At 63.4% G+C, this 14,189-nt stretch carries 14 protein-coding genes; 6 read left to right on the forward strand and 8 right to left on the reverse strand.

Translation table 11 applies throughout. From position 1 onward, the window contains the following. Positions 1-61 precede the first annotated feature (61 nt). Both treA and NK8_RS29805 read right to left on the reverse strand, forming a co-directional pair. On the reverse strand, positions 62-1,711 hold the full coding sequence (gene treA / locus NK8_RS29800) for an alpha,alpha-trehalase TreA (RefSeq protein ID WP_213231723.1): 1,650 nt from the start codon (positions 1,709-1,711) through the stop codon (positions 62-64). A gap of 122 nt (positions 1,712-1,833) precedes the next feature. Continuing rightward, positions 1,834-2,727 carry a helix-turn-helix domain-containing protein gene (locus tag NK8_RS29805; RefSeq protein WP_213231725.1) on the reverse strand — a complete coding sequence of 298 codons (894 nt, stop codon included), beginning with the start codon at positions 2,725-2,727 and terminating at the stop codon, positions 1,834-1,836. A 136-nt stretch (positions 2,728-2,863) separates the two neighbouring features. Between NK8_RS29805 and NK8_RS29810 the strand changes: the two genes are divergently transcribed. From NK8_RS29810 to NK8_RS29825, 4 genes are all read left to right on the forward strand, one after another. Continuing rightward, positions 2,864-3,703, forward strand: a complete 840-nt coding sequence (locus NK8_RS29810; RefSeq protein WP_213231727.1) for an SDR family NAD(P)-dependent oxidoreductase — start codon at positions 2,864-2,866, stop codon at positions 3,701-3,703. 23 nt (positions 3,704-3,726) lie between these two features. After that, a complete protein-coding gene (locus NK8_RS29815) occupies positions 3,727-5,472 on the forward strand; it encodes an FAD-dependent oxidoreductase (RefSeq protein ID WP_213231729.1) in 1,746 nt (581 codons plus the stop codon). Further along, a complete protein-coding gene (locus NK8_RS29820; RefSeq protein ID WP_162070771.1) occupies positions 5,469-5,804 on the forward strand; it encodes an NIPSNAP family protein in 336 nt (111 codons plus the stop codon). Before NK8_RS29815 ends, NK8_RS29820 begins: the two co-directional genes overlap by 4 nt. 74 nt (positions 5,805-5,878) lie before the next feature. Continuing rightward, positions 5,879-7,261: an aromatic acid/H+ symport family MFS transporter gene (locus NK8_RS29825; RefSeq protein ID WP_213231731.1), complete on the forward strand. Its 1,383-nt coding sequence runs from the start codon at positions 5,879-5,881 to the stop codon at positions 7,259-7,261. Between the two features lie 12 nt (positions 7,262-7,273). Here the strand turns inward: NK8_RS29825 and NK8_RS29830 are convergent, their stop codons facing one another. The 5 genes from NK8_RS29830 to NK8_RS29850 form a co-directional block, all read right to left on the reverse strand. Next, a complete protein-coding gene (locus tag NK8_RS29830; RefSeq protein WP_213231733.1) occupies positions 7,274-7,792 on the reverse strand; it encodes an Ohr family peroxiredoxin in 519 nt (172 codons plus the stop codon). 185 nt (positions 7,793-7,977) lie between these two features. Then, positions 7,978-8,985, reverse strand: a complete 1,008-nt coding sequence (locus NK8_RS29835) for a LysR family transcriptional regulator (protein ID WP_213231735.1) — start codon at positions 8,983-8,985, stop codon at positions 7,978-7,980. 75 nt (positions 8,986-9,060) lie between these two features. Beyond that, entirely contained in the window at positions 9,061-9,468 is a 408-nt protein-coding gene (locus NK8_RS29840) for a cupin domain-containing protein (protein WP_162070767.1), read from the reverse strand. 38 nt (positions 9,469-9,506) lie between these two features. Next, positions 9,507-9,986, reverse strand: coding sequence for a carboxymuconolactone decarboxylase family protein (locus NK8_RS29845; protein ID WP_162070766.1), 480 nt, complete (start codon positions 9,984-9,986; stop codon positions 9,507-9,509). A gap of 155 nt (positions 9,987-10,141) precedes the next feature. Then, positions 10,142-11,023, reverse strand: a complete 882-nt coding sequence (locus NK8_RS29850; RefSeq protein ID WP_213231737.1) for an RNA polymerase sigma-70 factor — start codon at positions 11,021-11,023, stop codon at positions 10,142-10,144. 255 nt (positions 11,024-11,278) lie between these two features. Here NK8_RS29850 and NK8_RS29855 point away from each other — a divergent pair, with 255 nt between their 5' ends. Beyond that, a complete protein-coding gene (locus tag NK8_RS29855; RefSeq protein WP_213231739.1) occupies positions 11,279-12,655 on the forward strand; it encodes a gluconate:H+ symporter in 1,377 nt (458 codons plus the stop codon). A gap of 9 nt (positions 12,656-12,664) precedes the next feature. Here NK8_RS29855 and NK8_RS29860 read toward each other — a convergent pair whose 3' ends face one another. After that, positions 12,665-13,762, reverse strand: a complete 1,098-nt coding sequence (locus tag NK8_RS29860) for an aldose epimerase family protein (RefSeq protein WP_225936524.1) — start codon at positions 13,760-13,762, stop codon at positions 12,665-12,667. 190 nt (positions 13,763-13,952) lie between these two features. Between NK8_RS29860 and NK8_RS29865 the strand changes: the two genes are divergently transcribed. Next, positions 13,953-14,129: a hypothetical protein gene (locus tag NK8_RS29865; RefSeq protein WP_174258144.1), complete on the forward strand. Its 177-nt coding sequence runs from the start codon at positions 13,953-13,955 to the stop codon at positions 14,127-14,129. Positions 14,130-14,189: the final 60 nt, after the last annotated feature.

A 14,189-nucleotide genomic window follows, 5' to 3' on the forward strand; every position in this document is an offset into this window, starting at 1 on the left:
GCGCATCGGGACGCCGGCATCGCCGCATGAACAGACACGGCGATGCCGCTATCTCCAGGTGTCATTGCGCTGACGGATAAAGATCGAGCAGCTTCAGCGTCACGCCATTCGTCCATCCGAAGCCATCCTGCAGCGGATATTCTCCGCCGCCTCCGCCACCGGTTCCCTCGCCTTCCACCACGTATTTCTCGACGAGCTTCTGCTGGGTCTTGTAGACGTTGTTCACGTCGCCCAGAAAACGCGTGCCGATCTGCTGCGCGAGATCGCTGCGCCCGTAGCGCCGCAGGCCCTGCACGGCTATCCAGTGCAACGGCGCCCAGCCGTTCGGTGCGTCCCACTGCTGCGTCGTGTTGTAGGTCGTCGTCGTAAGGCCGCCCGGCTTCAATAGCATCGCCTCGACGGTCTGCGCGGTCTTGTGCGCGCGCTCCGGCCACGCCGCATTCGCAAAGAGCGGATAGAGCATCGCGGCCGATGGATTATTGCGCGGCTGCGCGAGCTTCCAGTCGTAATCGCCGTAATAGCCGTTCTTGTTCCAGAGATACTTGTTGATGCCGATCGCGCGCCGCGCCGCGCGTCCGACAAACTCGCCAACACAACCGAAATCGCGCGCCTCGCCGCAACCGATGGCAATCGTCGTTTCGAGGTGGAACATCAGGCTGTTCAGATCGACGGGAATGATGGACGTAGTGCGGATCGTCGCGAGCGTCATGTTGTCGCCGAACCAGCGCGAACTGAAATCCCAGCCGCTTTCGGCCGCCGCGCGCAGATCGCGATACACCTCGTTCGCCGGGCGATTCGTGACCTGTTTCGCGGTGGCGACGTCCTCCGAATACGACTCGTCGCGCGGCGTGTCGCGTTCGTCCCAGTAGCGATTGAGCACGGTCTTGTCCGGCAGCATCACGACGTTGCGCACCGCATCGCCCGGCTGCAATCCGTTTGCGCCTTGCATCCAGTAGCCATATTCACGGCGCAATTGCGGCAAATACTTCTGATAGACGCGGCCGCCCTCTTTCTTCGCGGCAAGTTCGACCATGTAGGAGAAGAATGGCGGCTGCGAACGGCTCACGTAATACGTGCGATTGCCATTGGGAATATGGCCGATCGTATCGATCAGATACGCGAAGTTATCGAGCATGTCGTCGACGAGATCTTCGCGGCCCGCTTCCTGAAGACCGAGCATCGTGAAATAGGTGTCCCAGTAGTAACCTTCGCGAAAGCGTCCGCCCGGCACGACATACTGCTTGGGCATCGGGATCAGCGAGCTATTGGGCGGAACGTTCGCGGTCGTCGTCAGACGCGTGAGTTCGGGCCACAGCCAGTCGATATGTTCGCGCAGCGTCTGGTTCGGCGGCGGCGTGATGCTCTGGTCCGTAGGCGGCGTGAAGTATTGCGCGACGAAGTTCTTGAGCGAGAAGCCCGGCACCGACATCTGCTGATGGTAGGCCTGCACGATCTGCGCGGGGTCGATCTTCGGCACCGCATCGACAAAGGTCTTCTGATCAGGATAGATGCCCTGCGTCTGCACGGCGACGAACAGATCGCCGTATAGCTCGCTCGGCGGTGGCGGCAAGGTATAACCGGTTTGCGCGTCGGCATACGCCACGCTCGCTGCCGCGCTCATGACGAGCCAGCCGCATAACATTGCGCGCGCCCTGAACGTGAAGCGCCGCGACGCCTCATGCGTCGCGCGATGCGATGACAGTGCGATCATGCTCCCTCCATGAAAGGATGAGTGAATCGAACTGGTCTCGCTCGGGCCGTGTTTGTTATGAGTGGTTCACGGCAGGGCGAAGCATCGCACGCCTGCAAGGCTCTGGCAACCCTCGAATGCCGCTATTGAATGGCCAGCGCCTTGTGCGCCTCTGCCTGAAACTGTGTCGGCGTGACGCCGGTCTGCTTGCGGAAATAACGACTGAAATACGCGATATCGGTAAAGCCCAGTCCATGCGCGATCTGCTTGACCGATAGCGTGGAATAGACGAGATCGCGTTGTGCCTCGCGCACGAGATGTTCGTTGATCAACGCAAGCGGCGAGCTTGATATTTCCTCGCGGCAAATGCGCCCGAGCTGCGTGACGGTCATGCCGAGCTTCTGCGCATAGAACTCGACGGGACGATGCTCGCGGAAATGCGCGGCCACGAGTGCCCTGAAGCGCTTGATCTGCTGCGCGCGCCGTTCCGTCGATGCCACATTCGGCGCCGACGCGCTTTCGCACAGGCGCGCCACATGCACGAAAAGTGCAATCAGCAGCGACATGCCCGCCGCCATGTGTCCGCGATCCGTCGCACGAAATTCCTTCTCCAGCAATTCGAGAATCGGCACGAACGCGCTTTCCTTCACCGTCTGCGCGTTCACGCGAGATACGCCCGCGCGCTGCAGCACGGGAATGAGGCCCGGCGCCGCGATCGATGCGAGCGCCTCGATCGATCGTTGCGCCACGGTGACGACGAGACCATCCACATCCGGCGCGAAATTGAAGCCGTGCACCGTCTGCGCGGGAAGCATGATCACGCTCGGCGGCACGATCTCGATCATGCGGTTCTCGATCAGCACTTCCCCTCCGCCGCCGCGAATGTACAGAAATTGCAGCAGCGCATCATGCCGATGCGCGTCGATATGCCAGTCGTTCGGCGCGCTGCGCTCGACGATCCATTCGAAGTTGAACGCGTCATACCACGGCGGACGCGCCGATTCTCCGTACAGACTGTAGTTAGGGATTTTCCTCATGTCGCGCATCTCCTGATGCACAAATTGTCCTGTCGTCTGCCGGCTTTGTCCAATTTTTCCTGCAGGGCCGTGAATATACTTTTTTCACGGCGAAGGTTATCGACGCCTTCGTATTGAACGGACTCAGGAGACAAGGATGACTAATCAGGTCGCGCGGGATCACACCGCGCCGCATTGGCTCGGCCTCGAATCGAGCGTGTGTGTGGTGACGGGTGCGGCGGGCGGCATCGGCCGCGCCATAGCAAGCACATTCGCCGACGCGGGCGCGCGCCTTGCATTGCTCGATCGCGATGAAGCGGGCTGTCACGAAACGGCCGAAGCGCTGCGCGCGAGCGGTGTCGACGCGATCGCCATCACCTGCGATATCGGTGATGCGGCGAGCGTGAATCGTGCGCGCGATCAGGTCGAACGCAAGTATGGCCATGTCGATGTGCTCGTCAACAACGCCGGGCTGTTGAGAGCGGGCGGCATCGAAGATATCGGCCTCGACGCGTGGAACGCGATGCTCGCCGTGAATCTCACGGGCTACATGTTGTGTGCGCAGTCGTTCGGGCGCGGCATGCTCGCGCGCGGCGCAGGCAGCATCGTGCATATCGCATCGGTGGCGGCGCATCATCCGCAGACATGGAGCGGCGCATATAGCCCCAGCAAGGCCGGCATCGCGATGCTCTCGCGGCAGATCGCCGCCGAATGGGGCGCGCGCGGCGTGCGCAGCAACGCGGTATGCCCCGGCATGATCCGCACGCCGCTCTCGAAGGCCTTCTACGAACAGGGCGATGTCGAAGCGCGACGCAGCGCGATGACCGCGAGTCGACGCATCGGCGAGCCGCGCGATATCGCGGAAGTCGTCGCGTTTCTCGCGAGTCGTCGCGCGGCGTATGTGAACGGCGCGGAGCTTGCCGTAGACGGCGGCCTCGAATGCATGCTGATGGATCTCGTGCCGCGCCCCGGCTTCGAAGCGCCGCGTAGCGCCTGAACCTCAAATCAAAGGACATCATCATGACTACCGTAACGCGGTCGTCCGATCTCGCTTGCGATGTGCTCGTGATCGGCTCGGGCGCCGGCGGCCTCTCGACGGCCATCACAGCGAAGAAGCAAGGGCTCGACGTGATCGTCGTCGAGAAAGAGGAATACTTCGGCGGCACCACGGCTTTTTCGGGCGGCGTGCTGTGGATTCCCGGCAATCGCCATGCGAAGGAAGCGGGCATTCACGATACACGCGAAGCGGCGCTTCGATACATGCGCGGCGAAACCGGCGCGATGTACGACGAAGCCGCCGTCGATGCGTTTCTCGACAACGGTCCGCGCATGATCGACTTCTTCGAGCGCGAGACTTCAGTCAGGTTCCTGCCGACGCTCTACCCCGACTATCATCCCGATGCGCCGGGTGGGGTCGACGTGGGTCGCTCCGTCGTCGCGAAGCCCTTCGATGCGCGCGAGCTGGGCAAGGACATCGCGCGCCTGCGTCCGCCGCTTGCGACGATCACGTTCATCGGCATGATGTTCAATTCGTCGAGCGCCGATCTCAAGCACTTCTTCAACGCGACGAAATCGCTTGCGTCCGCCTGGTATGTCGCCAGGCGGCTTGCGAGTCATCTCCGCGAACTCGCGCTCTATCGACGCGGCGTGCAGATCACGAGCGGCAACGCGCTGGCCGCGCGTCTCGCCAAATCGGCGCTCGATCTCGGCATTCCGATTCATACGCGTACTGGCGCGAAGGAACTGGTCACGGAGAAAGGCCGCGTGACCGGCGCGATCGTTGTTTCCAAAGGCCGCGAAACGCGCATCACCGCGCGGCGTGGCGTCGTGCTCGCGTGCGGCGGCTTTTCGCATGATGTCGCGCGCATTGCGAAGGCGTATCCGCATCTGCGACGCGGCGGCGAACATGCCTCGCCCGTTCCCGCTGGCAATACCGGCGACGGCGCACGCATGGCCGAACGTGTGGGCGCGCGTGTCGATATCCGCTATCCGCAGCCGGCCGCGTGGATGCCCGTCTCGCGCGTACCGTTGAAAGACGGCAAATTCGGCGTGTTTCCGCATCTGCTCGATCGCTACAAGCCGGGCGTGATCGGCGTGACGCGCGGCGGCATGCGCTTCACCAACGAATCTAACTCTTATCACGATGTCGGCGCGGCGATGATCGAAGCCTGTTGCGACGAAAAAGAAACGGCGATGTGGCTGATCTGCGATCACGCGACGATTCGCAAATTCGGTCTTGGCTTTGCAAAGCCCGCGCCGATACCGCTCGGCGCGCATCTGAAGAGCGGTTATCTGGTGAAGGGCCGCACGCTGACGGAACTCGCGCAGCGCGCGGGCATCGACGCCACCGCGCTCGAAGCAACCGCGCGCGCCTATAACCGCGATGCCACGCAAGGCAAGGACACCGCATTCGGCCGCGGCACGACTTCGTTCAACCGCTATCTCGGCGATCCCGCGCACGCGCCGAATCCGTGCGTTGCGCCCATCGGCGAAGGTCCTTACTACGCGCTGAAGGTCGTGATGGGCGATCTCGGCACCTTCGACGGCATCGCAACGAATCCGCACGGCCAGGTGCTGAAGGACGACGAGCCGATCCCCGGCCTTTATGCCGTCGGCAACGATCGCGCGAGCGTCATGGGCGGCAACTATCCCGGCGCGGGCATCACGCTCGGCCCGATCATGACCTTCGGTTATCTCACCGGTTTGCATCTCGCGGGCCGCATCGATGCGCGCGCGAAGATCAAGGAACTGAGGAGCGCAGCATGAGCAAGCCTTTCATCGATCATCGCATCTACACGATCAAGCCACGCGGCATGAACGAATTCATCGATGTATTCGATCGTCTCGCCATGCCGATCCAGCTCAAGTATCTCGGCGCGCCCGTGGGCTTCTATATGAGCGACATCGGCGCATTGAATCAGGTCGTGCATCTGTGGAGCTACGAAAGCATCGCGGACTACGACCAGCGACGCACCGCGCGCGACAACGATCCGGAATGGCCCGCCTATCTGCAGGCATCGGCGCATCTGATCGTCGCGCAGGAGAGCCGCATCATCAGGCGCGTCGAATTTAAAAGTCTTTCGCCCGCCATGCGCTAACAGCGCGGCATAGCGGCACGACGAAGGCCGCATTCCTGCGATTGCTTATACATGAATGAATGGAGACATACGGCATGGAAAAGAGAGTCGGGACCATCGAGGTCCAAAGCTTCATCGACGGCGAGCGCTTCTCGCCGTATCAATGGGTCATCCTGATCCTGTGCTTTCTCGTCGTCGCGGCCGATGGCTTTGACACAGCCGCAGTCGGTTTTATCGCGCCATCGCTGATCGGCGACTGGGGCATCACGCGCGCCGCATTGGGCCCGGTGATGAGCGCAGCGCTCGTCGGACTCGGCATCGGCGCGCTCGCGGCGGGTCCGGTCGCCGATCGTATCGGGCGCAAGGCGGTGCTCACGCTGTCGGTATTCTTCTTCGGCGTGTGGAGTCTGGCATCGGCGCAGGCAAGTTCGGTCGAAACGTTGACCGCGTGGCGCTTTCTGACCGGCCTGGGTCTCGGCGCCGCGATGCCCAACGCCGTCACGCTGATGTCCGAGTACGCGCCCGCACGCAGTCGCGCGGTCGCCGTCAACACCATGTTCTGCGGCTTCTCCGTGGGTCTCTCGCTGGGCGGCCTGTGCGCGGCCTGGCTGATTCCGCATTTCGGCTGGCAGAGCGTGCTCGTCGCGGGCGGCATCGGCCCGATCGTGCTCACGGCGTTGCTGCTCCTGCTGCTTCCCGAATCGGCGCAGTTCATGGTCTTGCGACAGCGCCCCGCGCACAAGATCGCGCGGATTCTGCGACGCATCTCGGACGATCCGCGTCTTGCCGAAGGTTCGTCCGTCACGTTCACCGCCGCCGATACCCGCCCGGGCAGTACCGACAAGTCATCGCTCGGGCTCATCGTTTCGCGGCCTTATCGCTATGGCACGTCGATGCTGTGGATCGCGTACTTCATGGGCCTGATGATCTTCTATCTGCTGACGAACTGGCTGCCCACGCTCTTCAAGGATGCGGGCTTTTCGGCCGAACGCGCCGCGCTCACCACGTCGCTCTTTCCGCTCGGCGGCATTCTCGGCAACCTGTGTCTCGGCTGGGTGATGGACCGTGCCAATCCGCGACGCGTGAACGCCTGCGCATACGTGCTGGCGGCTGCCCTCGTGCTGACCATCGGGCGCGGCGTGGCCGATCAGTTCTGGCTCGCGGTGCTGATCTTCCTGACGGGCACTGCCGTGACGAGCGCGGTCACGTCGATGTCGGCGCTCGCAGCGTCGTTCTATCCGACGCGCAGCCGCGCCACGGGCGTCGCATGGATGCTCGGCATCGGGCGCATGGGCGCGGTCGCCGGCGCGATGACGGGCGGCCTGCTCATGAGCATGGGCCTGCAGTTCGGCGCGGTCTTCACGCTGCTCGCGATTCCCGCCTTCATCGCCGCGTTCGCGCTCGGCGCGTTGAGCCGGCGCGATGCATCGCCCGAGGCGAATCATCTCGATCAGACTGCGCGCGTGCCGATCGAATGACACACGGTCGCGTCACGGCGCATCGGCGGCATCGTGATCATTTGCAAGCGCAACTATATTGACGATGCCCTTGCGCGTCATCTTCGTGTAGGGGCAGAAACGTTCGGTGTTGCGCACGAGTTCTTCCGCCACCGTGCGCTCGACGCCAGGCATTTGAACGCGCGTGTGCGCGGTGAGCACGAAGAGGCCATCCATCGGATCGCGGCTGAATTCCACCGTGACGGCCACACTGGCGCCTTCCACCGCGATGCCCGCGCGCGCCGCCAGCAACACCAGCGCGCCATGAAAGCACGCGGCACAACCCGCCGCGAACAACTGCTCCGGGTTGGTGCCGCCGCCTGGTCCGCCGAGCGCCTCCGGCATGCGCAAGTTCAGCTCGAGGTTGCCGTCGTCGGAGCGGACCACGCCCGAGGCGCGGCCATGGCCCGCGTCGCCGCCCGTGACGGTGACGGTCGTCCTGTAGAGCGGTTGCACGTCCTGCCCTTGATACTTGTCGAGCAGACTGACGGGCGGCGGATCGATCGGCGCCATGGACGGTCTCTTATGCAAGCGATGACACCTTGCCGCCGATAAGCCCGCTGCCGCCAGTCACTGCGATCTTCATGGTGGTTCCTTTCGACACTGCCCGAAACACGTGTCGTACGCGATGCATCGTAGACGTGCGCGCATGCATCCGGTAGCGCCGCCACAGGAAGCGCCGTGTTGCCTTCAGTGCATCAATCGGCGGGCACGAGCGGCAACGCACGCGCGTTCGTGATGGTCGTCGTCAGGCAATGCAGATCGAGTGCACGCGTGTGCTCCGTCATGTAATCGACGAATACACGCACGCGCGCGGGCAGTTGCTTGCGGCTCAGATAGCAAAGATAGTGGCCGCCGTCGTCGGGCGCGTGTTGCGCGAGACACATGACGAGGCGCCCGGCCTTGAGCGGATCGCACACGAGATACGCGGGCAGTTGCGCGATGCCCTGCCCGTCGAGCACCGCCTGGAGCATCAGGTCGATGTCGTTGAAGGTCTGCCGCGCGGCGGGCGAGCGCTTGTGTGCGAGACCGTCGACCTTGAACTCCCAGTCGGCGATGCGTCCCGTCGAGGTGCGGAAGTTGATGCAGCGATGCTTCTCCAGATCATCGACATGGCGCGGCAATCCATACGCGCACACATACTGCGGCGACGCGCACACGACTCTCTGCATCGGAATCAACTGCTTCGCGACGACTTCGCTGTCTTCCATCTGGCCGTCGCGAAACGCGACATCGACGCGCTCGGCGGTGAAATCGCACGGACGATCGCTGAGCAGCAATTCCAGCGCGACGTCGGGATAACGCGCATTGAAGCCGGATAACAGCGGCGCCACGACCTTGCGGCCGAAGCCCGGCGCCGAGGCGATGCGCAAGTGCCCGCGCGGCGGCCCGTTGCGCAACTCGCGCATGTCTTCGAGCGCCTGCACGATGCGCTCCACGCCCGGCTGGCAATTCTTGTAGAAGAGTTCGCCTTCGCGCGTGAGTGACGTGCGGCGCGTGGTGCGAAGAAAGAGACGCGCGTCGAGCTGTGCTTCGAGCTTCTGCACGTTGCGGCTGACGGCGGAACGGCCGATTCCCAGGCGATCGCTCGCTTTCGCGAAACTGCCTTCGTTGGCGACGGCCAGAAATGAAACGACGCCCGCGTAGCTCGTCACGAAGCTGTACGCGAGCGAATTGTCGGAATGGAACGCAAGATCCAGGGGCATGGCGGTCAGAAACGTAGTGGCTCTGTCTCACTAGACGTTCGCGCGCCGCGCTTTGTGACACGCCATGCCGGATTTTTATTTCACCGGCGTCAGAACCGGGCTGCCCTTGTCCTTCAGAAGCAGCACGATGAACTTCGCGCGCTTCGTGTTGCTGGCGTTGCGGCCCACCGTGTGGATATCGTCAGGGCCTTCATAAAACGTGTCGCCGGGCTTGAGCGTCACGGCCTTGCCGCCCTTGACCTGCATGATGATCGTGCCTTCGAGCACATACAGGAAAGCGTGTGCATCGTGACGATGCACCGGATCCACCGCGCCCGGCGGATATTCCACGCTGATCATCAGCTCTTCCTTGCCCGGATATTCGGGCAGCGGCCTGGTCATCAGTTCCTTGACGATCGCCTCGGGCGCTGCCTGCGCGGTGTTCGCGACGAACGCCGCGCATCCGACGACGAGCGCCAGCCCCACGCGTTTGATGCTATGCATGATCGGTTCTCCCATGATCGAATGACGGCGCGTACGCGTTACGACAGATTCGCCTTGTCGAGGCCGAAGGCCTTGTCGGACGAGCCCGGCACCGTCTGGAACGCGACATTCGCGCGGTTCCATCCGTTGATCGCCATGATGGCGTAGGTCAGGTCGGAGAGTTCCTTCTCCGAGAACTGCTCGCGCACCCGTCCATAGAGTTCGTCGGGCACGCCGTGCTCGGGCAAGCGGGTCAGCACTTCGGTCCAGGCCAGCGCGGCACGTTCGCGCGGCGAGAACAGCGTCGATTCACGCCAGATCGCGACATGGTGCGTGCGCAACTCGCGCTCGCCGTGAATCTTCGCTTCCTTCACGTGCATGTCGACGCAGAAGCCGCAACCGTTCATCTGCGATGCGCGCAGCGTCACGAGATCGCGGGTCGTCTGCTCGATCGAGCACTCCTTCAACGCCTGGCTGAATTCATAGAACTTCTTGAACAGCTCGGGCGATTGTTGAACGTAGTTGATTCGCTGCGTCATGATGGGCTCCATGCCTGGTTGAAAATGCCTGCCGATGTTTCGCGCTGGTTCGCGTTCGGCATGGATGTCATCGTAAATTCGCGCGGCTTCGCCCGGTAGACGCGCGAACGTACGCACGCTGTTGCCTCGCGTGCATCAATCGCAACTGCAGTGCATCACGCGCCGCCGCGAAGGGCCGCGATGCGTTCCAGCTTGTCGGGATTGCGTTGAACCTGTATGCGCACGATGCGTTCGTCTTCGATGTCGTACGTCTGCGCGGATTCGAGCTTGCCGTCGATGAAGCGCAGCAGCGCCCATTGCTCGTTGAGCATGACGAGTTCGAGCCGCACGCCCGCGCCATGGCGCAGGTGCGCCGCGTAGAAAAGCTGCGCGATGCGCTTCCCGCCGACGAGCGGTTTCGGAAAGCTCTGCACGCGTCCGCCGCCATCGCCGACGAGCGTGGCGTCGTCCGCGAGCATCGCGTGGATCGCGGCGAAATCGCCGTGTTCGATCGCATGCGCGAAGGCGTGCAACACGCGCCGATGCAGCTCGCGCGGCACCGAACGGCGCGGACGTTCCTCGCGCAACTGCGCTTTTGCACGGCTCACGAGTTGACGGCACGCGGCCTCCGTCTTGCCGATGATCCCCGCGATCTCGGGATAATCCGCGTCGAACACCTCGCGCAGCAGGAAGGCTGCGCGCGCCTCGGGCGTCAGGCGTTCGAGCAGCAGCAGAAACGCGACGGATACATCGTCCGCGCGCTCGGTGACTTCTTCCGGCGTCGCGGGCGGCTCGGTGATCTGCGGCTCGGGCAGCCAGATGCCCGCGTAGTGCTCGCGCTGCAGTTTCGCGGCGCGCAGACGGTCGATCGAATGACGCGTCGTGACGGCGACGAGCCACGCCTCCGCGTTCTCGATGGCTTCGCGCGCCGCAGCATGCCAGCGCAGCCACACGTCCTGCACGATGTCCTCGGCTTCCGCGACCGAGCCGAGCATGCGATACGCGATGCCCTGCAAGCGCGGACGCAGGCGGTCGAATTCGCGTGTGGCGTCATCCATGAAAACGAATCCTCGTTCGTAGGCGGAAGCCATCGATTTGAAAGCTACGTTGAAGGTGATCGTATATTACGCGCGCGCGTATGAGTGGATGATCCGGTGACGCAGTAAAGATCTGAGAATAACGCGGCCAATTTTGACCATCATTTCGAAAAGTGCTATTACGACGGGGCTTCGCATCCCGCACATGCGCGGGACGCGAAAGCTCATCGTAATTGCATCGGCATGTCGAACGATGCGCGTCAGCCCAAGGTCACTGTGAATCCAACAACAACGCTCGCCCCCTGGTCCGTCCACGACACTCAGCTTCTGATCGCCTGCGCGCTCGGCCTCGCGATCATCATCGTTTCCATCAGCGTGCTCAAGCTCGCGCCGTTTCTGTCCATTCTGGTGGGCACGTTCGCGGCGGGCTTCGCCGCGCATCAACCGCTCGAGGCGATCGCGCAGGCGTTCAGCAAGGGCGCGGGCGCGCTGCTCGGCGACGTCGGCATCATCATCGCGCTCGGCGCCATGCTCGGCGCGCTGATGGCCGAATCCGGCGCGGCCGATCGTCTCGTCACCACGCTGCTCGATCATTCGACGCCACGCCGCCTGCCTTGGATGATGGCGTTCGTCGCGATCATCGTCGGCTTGCCGCTCTTCTTCGAAGTGGGCCTCGTGATGATGGTCCCGATCATCTTCGTGATGGCGCGCCGAGCGAAGCAGCCGATCCTGCGTATCGCGATTCCCGCGCTCGCCGGCATGACGACGCTGCACGCGCTCCTGCCGCCGCATCCGGGACCGCTGATCGCAGTGAGCGCGCTGCACGCCGATCTCGGCCTGACGCTCGGTCTCGGTCTGATCGTCGCGCTGCCCGCGGTGATTCTCGCGGGGCCGCTGTATGGCATCTGGCTGTCGAAGCGCCTGCATATCGACGAGCCAGAGGAAATGGGCCAGCTCTTCACCGCGCATGGCGACGGCGCCGCGACGCCGGGCTTCGCGATATCGCTTGTCACGATCCTGCTGCCCGTCGTGATGATGCTCGGCCGCACTGTCGCGAAGCTCGCGCTGGCGAAAGACACGCTGTTGTACGACACGCTCGATTTCGTCGGTGAGCCGCTCATCGCACTCGCCTTGACGGTGCTCTTCGCGATCGTGATGCTCGGCTGGTCGCGCGGCATGGCGCGCGAGCGCGTCGGCGGCATCCTGCGCAAGAGCCTGCCGCCGATCGCGGCGCTCCTGCTCACCATCGGCGCGGGCGGCGGCCTGAAGCAGATGCTCGTGAACGCGGGCATCAGCGTGACCATCGGGAAGATTGCGGTCGGCACGCATTTGCCGCTGATCCTGCTCGCGTGGCTGATCGCGGTCGCATTGCGGCAGGCGACAGGCTCCGCGACCGTCGCCACGACGACGACCGCGGGCATCGTCGCGCCGGTCGTGGGCGGACTCACGGCGACGCACAGTTCGCTGATCGCGCTGGCGATCGGCGCGGGCTCCGTGTTCTTCTGTCACGTCAACGACGCGGGCTTCTGGATGGTGCGCGAATACTTCGGTCTCAAGCTGAAGCACACGGTTGCCGTATGGTCCGTACTCCAGACGATCGTCTCCGTGGTCGGACTCGTGTTGACGCTCTTGCTCTGGAGCGTGCTGACCTGAACCGCGACGTCAACGCACCCCGAGCTTCCAGACCGTGACTTCGTGATACTCGTCGCCGGGCTTGAGCTCGGTCGACGGGAACGCCGGACGATTCGGCGAGTCCGGAAAGTGCTGGGTTTCCAGCGCGAAGCCATCCGTCTGGCGATACGCCGTGCCCGACGTGCCGATCGCGCTGCCGTCCAGACCGTTGCCCGTGTAGAACTGCAGGCCCGGTTGCGTCGTGTAGACATCGAGCACGCGGCCGCTCGACGGATCGTAGGCGCGCGCCGCGAAGATCGCTTCATCGATGCGCTGGCCGTTCTTGTTGAGCTTCCAGTTGTGATCGTAGCCGCGCGCAAAGCGCATCTGCTGATGCGAGGAACGCAGCCGCGCACCGATCGGCGTGAGCGCGCGCAGATCGAGCGGCGTGTTCTCGACGTTCGCGATCTCTCCCGTCGGAATCGAATCGGGCCGCGTCGGCGTATAGCTCGATCCCGCGATCATGATGAGCTGACTCTCGACGCCGCCGCTGTTCTCGCCCGCGAGGTTGAAGTAGCTGTGATTCGTGAGATTCACGACAGTCGGCTTGTCCGTCTTCGCGCGATAGTCGATGCGCAATTCGTTCTCATCCGTGAGCGTGTAGGTGACATCGACCGTGAGCGTGCCGGGAAAGCCGTTCTCGCCATCGGGACTCACGTAGCGAAGCTGCACGCCCGCGCCCTGTGCGCCCTGGAACGTTCTCACCACGGTCCAGACCTTTTCGTCGAAGCCGTGCGGTCCGCCATGCAGCGTGTTCGGCGGCTCGTTGACGGGCAGCTTCCAGGTGCGTCCGCCGAGCTCGAACCGTCCATCGGCGATGCGGTTCGCATAGCGCCCGATCAATCCGCCGAAATGAATCTTGCCGTTGTACTTTTCATAGTCGCCGAGCGAGCCGAAGCCGAGCACGATATCCGCGCGACGTCCGCGCCGGTCGGGCACATCGAGCCGTGTGACGATGCCGCCATAGGTGATGCAGTTCATCGTTACACCGCGTGCATTCGAAAGCGTGTATTGCACGACCGCCTGACCTTGCTGCGTCGCGCCATAAGGCGCGGAAGAGATCGACGCTGCCGCGACGCGCAGCGGCATGAACGCCGCGTACGCCAGCATGGATATGACCAGGAGGCCCTTTTTCGAGTCGCGCATAAGTGGTGTGAAAGGAAGATCGTCCGGCATCGCAAAACGGGAAGTTCAGCATCGCCTATGCCTGACTCATGAGCGGGCACGTCGCGTGCGGCCGATTTCGCGTCCATCCATTGACGATGACAAGGAGCCTCTCATGAACGAGCAAACAGATCGTCCCACCCCGCCGAAACAAACGACCGAAGACCCGAATGTGGCCGACCGCCGGCTGTCCGATGAACAAAAGCGCGCGATGAAGGACGAGCCCGCGCCGCCGCAACGCGACAAGCAAGGCAAACTGCCCGATCCGAAGGAGGTCGGCGAAGCGGGCTGATTCATTAGATGAATCGTGATCGTCCGGTCACCGCGCGACCGGACCGGATCGCTTTTGTTG

Origin of the sequence: Caballeronia sp. NK8 (genome assembly GCF_018408855.1) — a bacterium.
Taxonomy (GTDB): domain Bacteria; phylum Pseudomonadota; class Gammaproteobacteria; order Burkholderiales; family Burkholderiaceae; genus Caballeronia.